Raw genomic sequence first — 10,748 nt, forward strand, 5'->3', positions numbered from 1 at the left:
TGGCGGGGGTGGTCTGGGACGAGCGGAGCGGGATCTCCTTCAGCATCAGGGTGGCCACCGCGGCCAGGACCGCGATGGGCACGCCCACGAGGAAGACCATGTGGATGGCCCGGGTGAAGGCCTCCAGGACCACCTCCAGCACCGGGGCGGGCAGGTGGCTGATGGCGTCGGGGGAGCCGAGGCTGGGGGTCGCGCCGCCGGTGAGGGGCAGGTGGGCGGCCTTGGCCAGGGAGATCAGCTCCGCGCTGAGCCGGTTGGACAGGATGGCGCCGAAGGCCGCCACGCCGACCGCGCCGCCCAGGGAGCGGAAGAAGGCCACACCCGAGGTGGTGGAGGCCAGGTCGCTGCGGGTCACGGCGTTCTGCGCGGCCAGGATCAGGATCTGCATGGAGGCGCCGAGGCCGATGCCCAGCACAGCGATGTCGAGGCCGACGACCACCAGCGAGCTGTCGACGTGCAGCCGGGAGAGCAGGAACAGGCCGAGCGCGACCAGCAGCATGCCGGCGACGGGGAAGATCTTCCACCGGCCGGTCTGGCTGACGAAGCGGCCGACCAGGATCGAGGAGACGAGCAGGCCGAGCACCATGGGCAGGGTCATCAGGCCGGAGCCGGTGGGGCTCATGCCCTTGACGATCTGCAGGTACTGCGGGAGGAACATCAGCGCGCCGAACATCGCCGCGCCGACCAGCAGGGATGCGACGCTGGTGAGCACGAAGGTGCGGTTGCGGAACAGGCGCGGAGGCAGGATGGGGTCGGCGGCCCGGCGTTCGGCGACGACGGCGAGGCCGAACATCACCAGGCTGAGCGCGCCCAGGCCGTAGGACCACGCGGAGTTCCAGTCGAACTCCTGGCCGCCCAGGGACAGCAGCAGCATCAGCGCGGTGGTCCCGCCGGTGATGAAGGTGGCGCCCCACCAGTCGACCTTGGTGTCGTGGCGGACGAGCGGCAGCTTGAGCACCTTCTGGATGACGACGAACGCGACCAGGGCCAGCGGCACGCAGATCCAGAACGTCCAGCGCCAGGACATGTTGTCGACGATGAATCCGCCCAGCAGCGGACCGGCGACGGTGGAGACGCCGAAGACCGCACCCATGTAGCCGGAGTAACGGCCACGCTCGCGGGGCTCGACCACGTCGCCCAGGATGATCTGCGGCAGCGCGGCGAGTCCGCCGGCGCCGATGCCCTGCACGGCCCGGGCCGCGATGAGCTGGCCCATGTCCTGGGAGAAGCCCGCGGCGATGGAGGAGACCGTGAAGACGACCAGGGAGACCTGGAACATGAACTTGCGGCCGTAGAGGTCCGACAGCTTGCCCCAGAGCGGGGTGGAGGCCGTCATGGTGAGCAGTGTCGCGCTGGCCACCCAGGCCAGCTGGTCCTGACCGCCGAGCGTGCCCACGATCGTCGGCAGCGCGGTTCCCACCACGGACGTCGCGATCATCGACGTCAGCATGGCGAGCATCAGTCCGGCCAAGATCTCCAGCACCTGCTTGTGCGTGAAGCGCGGTGCGGCCTCGGCCTGGGCCTGTTGTTCGGTCAGCATGAAGCATCCCCCAATGTGTGTACGATACATGTGAAGTTAGTAGACGCTTGTTTACTGGTCAAATCTGGAAGGATCGGACGGGTGGATGAGGTACGGCAGCGCGACCGGGCAGGCACCCGGCGCCGCATTCTCGACGCCGCCCGCAAGCTGTTCACCGAGCTGGGCTACGACCAGGTGACGATGCGGCTGATCTCCGCGGAGGCGGACGCCAACGTCGCGCTGATCAACCGCTACTTCGGTTCCAAACGGGAGCTGTTCGCCGAGGTGCTCGCCATGCAGGGCCGCTTCCCCGGCGTGCTGGACGTTCCCGAGGCAGAGCTGCCCCGGCGCCTGGCGGAGTACGTCGCCGAACGCCTCCGGTCGGAGCGGGGGAGTCCGGTCATGGCGGCGCTCATCCGGTCGGCGTCCTGCTCGGAGACCCACGGGCTCATCCGGGACCGGGTCAGCTCGGCGATCCTGGGGCCGCTGGCCGCACGGCTGTCCGGACCGGAAGCGATCTTCCGGGCGACCGTCGCGACCTCGCTCATCACCGGCGCCGGCACTCTGAGCCAGCTCTACGGCCCGGACGCGTTCGACGCGCCCGACCAGGAGACCGTGATCAGGCGGCTCACCGCGGTCTTCGAGGCCTGCCTCAGGGCGTGATCGCCCCCGCCGGGACGTCCGCGTCGGTGGCGGCCCCGTCCACGGCCCCGTGGCCGCGGTGCTCCCGTCCGCGGCGAAGTCCCCGGCCTGCCCGTTACCGCAGTTGAGTCTGAGACGCGTGGTTCATCCCGGTTCATCCGTTGGGCATAGGGTGAGCGGCATGGCGCTCCGACTTGTTCAGGTGAATTTCAAAGCTCGGGATGACTCGGCGCTCGGCCGGTTCTGGGCGGAGGCGCTCGGCTGGGGCGTTTCCAGCGAGGGACCCGGTGTGACCAATCTCGAACCCGAGGGCTTCGCCTGGCCGGACCCCGACGCCTTCTACGTCGATCTCGTCACCGTCCCGGACCCCGAAACGGTGAAGTACCGCGTGCACCTCGATCTCGCCACCACCTCCGCGGCCCATCAGGCGGAGTTGGTCGCGCGGCTGAAGGAGCTCGGTGCGACGCCCGCCGACGTGGGCCAGGGCGACGTGCCGTGGACGGTCCTGGCCGACCCGGAGGGCAACGTGTTCTGCGTGCTGGAGCCTCGGGAGATCTACCGGGACACCGGACCGATCGCCGCGGTGGTCGTCGACTGCGCCGACCCGCGGGCCATGGCCCGGTTCTGGGGCGAGGCGATCGACTGGACCCTCCACGAGGTGACCGACGATCACGCGACGCTGCGCTCCGCCAAGGGGGTCGGCCCGTATCTGGAGTTCCTCCGCACGTCCGGCGCGAAGACCGTGTGGAACCGCGTCCATCTCGACCTGCTGCCCTACCGCGGTGACGATCAAGCGGCGGAGGTGGCCCGGTTGAAGGAGCTCGGTGCGACGCCCGCCGACGTGGGCCAGGGCGACGTCCGGTGGATCGTCCTCGCCGATCCGGAGGGCAACGAGTTCTGCGTCCTCGCTCCGGCCTGACGCGCGGCCTCCCCGCCTGCGGGCGCCTGTGGCGGCGCCCGGTTCAGGAGGCGACGCCGGCCGCGGGAGGGCTGCCGGGAGCCTTGACGATCCGGCAGGCCGTACCCGGCACGTGGTCGACCTGCAGGGTGGTGTGGTCGATGTGGAAGCGCTCGTGGAGCAGCTCGGCGAGCTCGCGGCGGATCCGGTGGCAGTCGCCGCCGGTCTTGACGATCACGTGCGCGGACAGCGCCGGGAAGCCGCTGGTCACGGTCCACACGTGCAGGTCCTCCACGCCGGTGACGTCGCCGTGGGCGGTGATCGCGGCGCTCACCTCGGCGGGGTGCACGCCGGGGGGCGCGGCCTCGAACAGGATGCGCCCGGCGTCGCGCAGCAGGCCGTAGGCGGACCTGGCCATCAGCGCCGCGACGACCAGGGCGGCGATCGCGTCCGCCCGGCCCCAGCCGGTGAGCCAGACGACCGCGCCCGCGATCGCGGTGGCGATGAAGGCGTACATGTCGTTGAGGATGTGCTGGAAGGCGCCCTCCACGTTGAGGCTGCTCCGGTCGGCCCTGGCGATGAGCCAGGCGGCGACCGCGTTGACCGCGATCCCGGCCAGGGCCGTGCCGAAGACCAGCAGCCCCTTGACCTCGGGCGGTTCGATGAGCCGGCGCACGCCCTCGTAGACGAAGTAGACGACGAGCAGCACGAACGTCAGCCCGTTGATCGCCGCAGACAGGATCTCGGCGCGCTTCCAGCCGAAGGTGTAGGCGCCGCGGGCGGGGCGGGCGGCCATGCTCATCGCGATCAGGGCGAGCGCGATGGAGGCGGCGTCGGTGAGCATGTGCCCGGCGTCGGAGATCAGCGCGATGGAGTTGGCGATGACGCCGATGACGACCTCGGCCGCCATGAAGACGACCAGAAGGGCGAGCGCCACCGCCAGGTAGCGGCGGTCGGAGTCCGCGCTGTGCCCATGGCCGTGGCCGTGTCCGTGACCCATCGTAAGATCCATTCCATCAACACTTGAACAGTTGCTCAGATGTTAAGCAAGGTCAGCCTAACAGGGCAACATCCCGCTCTGTGTCGACACGGATTGAAGGGACAATTCGCTGGGGGCAAAATACTAACTTTCCGCATAAAACCGAGCGGTAGCTTGTGCGGCGCAGGCCTGGGACCGGCTGATCTTTCCTCCTATGTTGGGTTGTCTTGCCGTCACGGGAGATGACCAGATGTCCTTTGTGGAGCGGGTGCGCACGCAGGCCGACCGGTACGGGCACCAACGGTCGTACACCTTCGTGGAGGACCGCAGGGGCGAGCTCGCCGAGAGCCGCCTGACCTTCGCCGAGATCGACACGCGGGCCAGGTCCATCGGAGCGTGGCTGGCCGGGCGTCGGGCGGCGGACCAGACGGCGCTGCTGCTCTACCCCGCCGGCCTGGAGTTCCTGACCGCCTTCCTCGGCTGCCTGTACTCCCGCGTGATCGCGGTGCCCTCACCGCTGCCGCAGACCGACCCGCGCGCGCTGGAGCGGGCGGAGGGGATCATCAAGGACGCCGATGTACGGTTCGTGCTCACCGACTCGGCCAACCAGGCCATGCTCACCCGGTGGCTGCGCGACGTCGGCCTGGACGGCGCGGTCGAGTGCGTGGCCACCGACACCCTGGACCTGCCCGGCCCCGGCGAGTGGACGATGCCGGAGATCGGGCCGGACACGCTCGCCTACATGCAGTACACCTCCGGCTCCACCAGCGAGCCGCGCGGCGTCATGCTCACCCACGCCAACCTGCTCCACAACGAGGAGGAGATCTGGCGGGCGATCGGCTCGCCGCAGGAGGGCGTGGGGGTCGGCTGGCTGCCGCACTACCACGACATGGGCCTGATCGGCATGTTGCTCCAGCCGATCTACTCGGGCGGCGACCTGTACTTCGCCTCGCCGATCGCCTTCGTCATGCGCCCCGCGCTCTGGATGGAGATGATCAGCCGCTACCGGGCCGGATACACCGTCGCGCCGAACTTCGCCTACGAGTGGTGCGCCACCCGGGTCACCGACGGGCAGGCGGCCGGCCTCGACCTGTCCAGCCTGCGGTTCGCGCTCAACGGGGCCGAACCGGTCCGCACCGGCACGCTGCGCGCCATGGTCGGGCGCTTCGGGGCCGCCGGTTTCAGCGAGAAGGCCTGGGCCCCGGCGTACGGCATGGCCGAGGCCACCCTGGTGGTCACCGCCACCCCGCTGGGGCACGGGCCGCTGATCCGCCGCTTCGACACCGGCGCGCTGGAGCGGAACGAGGCGGTCCCCGCGCCGGACGGCGTGGAACTGGTCGGCTGCGGGCGGCCGATCAGCATGACGGTGCGCATCGTCGACCCCGAGACCCGGGCGGTCCTGCCGGACGGGCGCGTCGCCGAGATCTGGGTGCGCGGCGCGAGCGTCGCGCGGGGCTACTGGCAGCGGGGGGAGGCCAGCAGCGACACCTTCGGCGGGCGCACCGCCGACGGCGACGGGCCCTTCCTGCGGACCGGGGACCTCGGCTTCCTGCTCGACGGGGAGCTCTACGTCACCGGCCGGAGCAAGGACGTCGTCATCGTCAACGGGCGCAACCTCTACCCGCAGGACCTGGAGGAGGCGGCCCGGGAGACGCACCCGTCGCTGGGCGCCGCGGCGGCCTTCGGGGTCGAGGCGGGAGGCGAGCACGTGGTGCTCGTCCAGGAGGTCCGCTGGCAGCGTCTGGGCGGCGCCTCCGCCGCAGAGGTCGCCCGCATGGTCCAGGGGGAGCTCGCCCGCGTGTTCGGCCTGCCGTCGATGAGCGTCGTGCTGGTCGAGCGCGGCGGGGTCGGCAAGACCACCAGCGGCAAGGTCCAGCGTTCCCGCACCCGCGACCTGCTGCTGAGCGGGTCGCTGCCCGTCGTCCACGCCGAGCTCACGGCGGCCGTCGCCGCGCAGGCCGTACCGGCCGGACACCCCGTACCGGCCGGCCCCGGCGCGCCGATCCCGCACCCCGTACCGACCGCGCACGCCGTAGCAGAAGCCGTAGCAGAAGGAGCGTGATCATGTCCGCCGACGCCGGGATCGCCACCGACCTGGACGCCATTCGGGGCTGGCTGCGGGCCCAGGTGGCCTCGTACGTGATGCGCGCCCCCGAGGAGATCGACCCCCTGGTGCCGATCGCCCAGTACGGCATGGACTCGGTCTACTCGCTCAGCCTGTGCGGCGACATCGAGGCGGAGTACGGGCTGGAGATCGAGCCGACCCTCGCCTGGGAGCATCCGACGGTCGCGGCCATGGCGGACCACCTCCGGGGACGGTTGAGCGCGGGCCGATGACCGCTCTGCTGTGCGGCCGGCGTACGAAATGGGTGGTGCTGGTCATCTGGCTGGGCATCATCGGGACGGCCGTCTCCTTCGCCGGGCGGCTGGAGTCGGTGCAGAAGGACGACATCGCCGCCTACCTTCCCGAGAACGCCGACTCCGCGCGGGCGGTCAAGCGCATCCTCGGCATGCAGGGGGAGAACCTCTCCCCGGCGACGATCGTCTACGAGCGGCCTGAGGGCGTCACCACGGCCGACCGGGACGAGATCGCCCGGGACATGAAGGCGTTCGCCGGGATCGACGGGGTGGTGGCGGAGCTGCCCACGCCGACCGGGGGCAAGACCTTCGGGCGGGCGGAGTTCGACAGGGAGCTCAAGCCCTACCGGGACGCCAGGGGGAGGCTGCCCGAACAGCTACAGGTGGTCGAGCGGAAGCTCCAGATGCCCAGGCTGACCAAGACGATCAAGCTGATCGCCGCGCAGCGGTCCAAGGACGGTCAGGCCGTCCAGGTCGTGGTCATCGTCAGGGACCAGGGCGGCCGGGAGACGGCCGAGGTCGTCGAGCGGGTGCGCCGGGTCGTCGACGCGGGCCGTCCGGCCGGGCTGGCCGCGCACATCACGGGCATGGTCGGATTCCAGGCCGACGCGCTCGCGGTGTTCTCGACCGTGGACACCGACCTGCTGCTGGCCGCGATGGGCGTGGCGGTGGTGGTGCTGCTGATCACCTACCGCAGCGTGGTCCTCTGGCTGTTCCCGCTGAGCGTCGTGCTGGTGGGACTGGTCGTCGCGATGGGGGTCAACTACCTGCTCGCCGCCGCGGAGATGATCACGGTCAGCAGTGTGGCGGTCTCGCTGCTCATGGTCCTGGTGATCGGTGCGGGGACCGACTACGCGCTGCTGCTCATCGCCCGCTACCGGGAGGAACTGGGCAGGCACGAGGACCGGCACGAGGCGATGGCGGTCGCGCTGCGCCGGGCCGGGCCGGCGGTGCTGGCGAGCGCGGCGACCGTGGTGGCCGGGCTGCTCTGCCTGCTGGTGGCCGACCTCAACTCCACCAAGGGGCTCGGACCGGTCTCGGCGGTCGGCGTGGCCGGCGTGATGCTCGCCATGATGACGCTGCTGCCGGCCGTGATGGTCGTCTTCGGACGGTGGGTGTTCTGGCCGCTCATCCCGCGCTGCCGGCCCTCGGAGCGGCCGGACCGCGCCCCGGGAGGCGAGAGGGCGGGCGGGGCGGTCCGGTCCGGCGGGCGAGGTCCGGCGCGGCCGTCCGGTGCGGCCGGGGAGCTCCCTGCCGACGCCGGAATCTGGGGCTCTTTAGGCCGAAAAATCGCGAGAAATCCCCGGCTTGTGTGGGTGGTCACCGTCATCGGGCTAGGTGTGTGCGCGTCCGGGCTGGCCTCCTACAAGGCGGGCGGGCTGGATAACGCCGACGTGTTCCTCGGCAGGCCGGACTCGGTCGTCGGGCAGGAGGCCGCCGAGCGGCACTTCCCGGCCGGAGCGGCCGACCCGGTCCAGGTGGTCACCACCGAGCAGTACGTCAGGGACGTGATCGTGGACACCGCCCAGCGGCCCGAGGTCACCGCGATCTCGCTGGGCGCGGCGGGGAACGGCGACATCCTGCTCAACGTGACCGTGCGCGCCGGCGACGGCGAGGAGTCCGAGCAGCAGGAGGTGCTCGCCCTGCGCGACCGGCTGCGGGCGGTGGCCGCCCCCGACGTCAACGTCGGCGGGAACGTGGCGCTCGTCGCCGATCTGGAGCGGGGCGCGCAGCGGGACCGCGCACTGATCATCCCGCTGGTGCTCCTGGTGGTCTTCGTGGTGCTGGCCCTGCTGCTGCGCTCGCTCGTCGCGCCGCTGCTCCTGCTGGCGACCGTCGTGGTGTCCTTCCTGGCGACCCTGGGGATCAGCTCGCTGGCCTTCGCCCACCTGTTCGGCTTCGCCGGGGTCGACCAGGGGTTCGTCCTGCTGGTCTTCGTGTTCCTGGTGGCGCTGGGGGTGGACTACAACATCTTCCTGATGCACCGGGTGCGGGAGGAGGCGCACCGGCACAGCACCGCGCACAGCGCGATCCTCGGCCTCGGCGCGACCGGCGGCGTGATCACCTCGGCCGGAGTCGTGCTCGCGGGCACCTTCGCGGTGCTCGTGGTGCTGCCGCTGACGCAGACCGTGCAGATCGCCTTCGCGGTGGCGGTGGGCGTGCTGCTCGACACGATGATCGTCCGTTCGGTGCTCGTCACCGCGCTGACCCTGGACGTCGGCGACGCCGTCTGGTGGCCGAGCCGGCTGGCGAGGGGGCTGTCATGGTGGCACCGAGCGGGGCGGCCGGTCCGGCGGCAGGGCCCCCGGGTGCGGCCTCAGGTCATGCTCCGGCCCCGGGGTCTGGTACGGCCGCGCGTCATGCTCAGATCCAGCCGGGTCGTCTTGATGAAAGGCGAAAAAATGGAGGGTGAGTTTAGCGGGAAATGACAAATTCCATTATTGCGATATAGATCACACCTGTGGTTTACTGCCAGGTAACAAACGTGGGGCAGATAGTCGCACACAATGCGTTTCTTCCCCTCTGAGGTGCTGATACGCACCCATCAGGCATTTCTTCGGCCAAGGTGGAAAGCGTGGCGACGGTGCTTGTTCCGGGTTCCTTCCTGCCATTGTCCGCAGCGCAGAGTGGAATGTGGCACGCTCAGCGGATCACCCCTGAGGACCCGATCCATATCGCCCAGTACATTGAGATCTCGGGGCCGGTGGACCCGGTGCTCTTCGCCTCGGCCGTCCGCCTGGCGGCCCGGGAGGTCGACGCGATCCATGTCCGGATCGTCGAGGGCGGGCAGATCGTCGAGGAGCGGGAGCCCGCCTGCCCCTTCCTCGACCTCGGAGACGAGCGGACCGCCCTGGAGTGGATGCGGGCCCAGCTCGCCTCCCCGCTGGGCGAGGGCTCGCTCCTGGCCACCGCCCTGCTGCGGGTCGCCGACGACCGCTACCTCTGGTACCTGCGCTGCCATCACGTGATCATGGACGGCTACAGCGGGCCGATGATCGCCCAGCGCCTGGCGGAGGTCTACACCGCGCTGGCAGAGGGGCGCGACCCCGAGCCCGGTGGCCTCGGGTCCCTGGCCACCCTCCTGGAGGAGGACGCCGCCTACCGCGCCTCCGGCCGCTTCGAGGCCGACCGCCGCCACTGGCTGGACAAACTCGCCGACCTGCCCGCCGTGCCCGCCCTCTCCTCCGGTACGGCCGTCGCCACGTCGCGCTTCCACCGGTGGAGCGCGAGGCTGGGGGAGCGCGACGCCGCCGCTCTGACGGAGGCGGCCCTCTCCCACGGGACGGCCGTGTCCGGACTCATGATCGCCGCTGTCGCGGCCTTCGTCGGACGCCTCACCGGGGCCCAGGAGGTGGTCCTCGGGCTGGCGGTCACCGCCCGGACCACGCCGGCGGCCCGGCGCACCCCCGGCATGGTCTCCAACGTGCTCCCGCTCCGTCTGGCCGTACGGCCGCAGACGACCTTCGGGGAGCTCGTCGGGCAAGTCACCCGGGAGGTCGGGCGGCTGCTGGTCCACCAGCGCTACCGGTATGAGGACCTGCGCCGGGAGGTACGCGGGCGGTTGTTCGGACCGGTCGTCAACATCATGCGCTTCGACTACGACCTGAAGTTCGCCGGTCACGCCGCCACCGCGCACCCGCTGTCCACCGGGCCGATCGAGGACCTGTCGATCAACCTCTACGACGGCTCCGACGGGCGCGGCGTCCGCATCGACTTCGACGGCCACCCCGAGCTGTACGGCGAGGCCGAGCTGGCCGACCACCACGACCGGTTCCTGCGCTGCCTGACCCAGATCGCCCAGGCCGGGCCGGACCTGCGCGTCGGCGCGATCGAACTGCTCGACGAGGCCGAGCGGGCACTTCTCGGCGACTGGGGCGGCGCGCCGCGCGGGGTGCCGGGCGGCACCGCCGTCACCCTGTTCGAGGAGCAGGTACGGCGGCGCCCCGAGGCCGTGGCCGTCGTGGCAGGGGACACCGAGGTCACCTACGCCGAGCTGAACGTCCGGGCCAACCGGCTGGCGCACCACCTCATCGCCCGGGGCGCCGGCCCCGACCGCTGCGTCGGGCTGTCGGTGCCCCGCTCGCTCGACATGGTCGTCGCGTTCCTGGCGATCCTGAAGTCCGGTGCCGCCTACCTGCCGCTGGACCCCGACTACCCGCGGGACCGCCTCGCGGTGATGCTCGCCGACGCCGCGCCGCCGATCGTGGTCACCTGCGCGGCGGCCGGGCTCCTCCCGCCCGGGGCGGGCGCGATGGACGCCCGGACCGGAGAGGGCCTTACCGATGCCGATGCCGGTGCCGGAAGTGGAGGTGGAGGTGGAGGCGGGGGTGGAGCGGCGGGCTCCCGGATCG

General features: G+C 71.1%; 8 protein-coding genes. 6 read left to right on the forward strand and 2 right to left on the reverse strand.

Features of this window, described 5'->3' with window-relative positions; all coding sequences use genetic code 11:
* Positions 1-1,540, reverse strand: a 1,540-nt coding sequence (locus CA984_RS38615; RefSeq protein WP_086578343.1) for an MDR family MFS transporter, incomplete at its 3' end; no start/stop codon positions are given.
* 81 nt (positions 1,541-1,621) lie between these two features.
* Between CA984_RS38615 and CA984_RS45680 the strand changes: the two genes are divergently transcribed.
* Positions 1,622-2,182: a TetR/AcrR family transcriptional regulator gene (locus tag CA984_RS45680; RefSeq protein ID WP_165781570.1), complete on the forward strand. Its 561-nt coding sequence runs from the start codon at positions 1,622-1,624 to the stop codon at positions 2,180-2,182.
* Between the two features lie 160 nt (positions 2,183-2,342).
* A complete protein-coding gene (locus CA984_RS38625; RefSeq protein WP_086578338.1) occupies positions 2,343-3,080 on the forward strand; it encodes a VOC family protein in 738 nt (245 codons plus the stop codon).
* A 43-nt stretch (positions 3,081-3,123) separates the two neighbouring features.
* On the opposite strand, the gene CA984_RS38630 is transcribed toward CA984_RS38625, so the two are convergent.
* Entirely contained in the window at positions 3,124-4,059 is a 936-nt protein-coding gene (locus CA984_RS38630; protein WP_242676410.1) for a cation diffusion facilitator family transporter, read from the reverse strand.
* A gap of 229 nt (positions 4,060-4,288) precedes the next feature.
* Between CA984_RS38630 and CA984_RS38635 the strand changes: the two genes are divergently transcribed.
* From CA984_RS38635 to CA984_RS38650, 4 genes are all read left to right on the forward strand, one after another.
* Entirely contained in the window at positions 4,289-6,100 is a 1,812-nt protein-coding gene (locus CA984_RS38635) for a fatty acyl-AMP ligase (protein WP_086578340.1), read from the forward strand.
* Between the two features lie 2 nt (positions 6,101-6,102).
* On the forward strand, positions 6,103-6,375 hold the full coding sequence (locus CA984_RS38640) for an acyl carrier protein (protein WP_086578341.1): 273 nt from the start codon (positions 6,103-6,105) through the stop codon (positions 6,373-6,375).
* Entirely contained in the window at positions 6,372-8,825 is a 2,454-nt protein-coding gene (locus tag CA984_RS38645; RefSeq protein WP_086578342.1) for an MMPL family transporter, read from the forward strand. Before CA984_RS38640 ends, CA984_RS38645 begins: the two co-directional genes overlap by 4 nt.
* A 146-nt stretch (positions 8,826-8,971) precedes the next feature.
* A partial coding sequence (locus CA984_RS38650; RefSeq protein WP_165781571.1) for a condensation domain-containing protein occupies positions 8,972-10,748 on the forward strand: 1,777 nt, incomplete at its 3' end.

Origin of the sequence: Streptosporangium minutum, assembly GCF_002149035.1 — a bacterium.
GTDB classification, from domain to species: domain Bacteria; phylum Actinomycetota; class Actinomycetes; order Streptosporangiales; family Streptosporangiaceae; genus Streptosporangium; species Streptosporangium minutum.

Coding starts and splice junctions, on each gene's coding strand:
- CA984_RS38625 (WP_086578338.1), top strand. CDS start 2,343: ATGGCGCTCCGACTTGTTCAGGTGAATTTCAAAGCTCGGGATGACTCG.
- CA984_RS38630 (WP_242676410.1), bottom strand. CDS start 4,059: ATGGGTCACGGACACGGCCACGGCCATGGGCACAGCGCGGACTCCGAC.
- CA984_RS38635 (WP_086578340.1), top strand. CDS start 4,289: ATGTCCTTTGTGGAGCGGGTGCGCACGCAGGCCGACCGGTACGGGCAC.
- CA984_RS38640 (WP_086578341.1), top strand. CDS start 6,103: ATGTCCGCCGACGCCGGGATCGCCACCGACCTGGACGCCATTCGGGGC.
- CA984_RS38645 (WP_086578342.1), top strand. CDS start 6,372: ATGACCGCTCTGCTGTGCGGCCGGCGTACGAAATGGGTGGTGCTGGTC.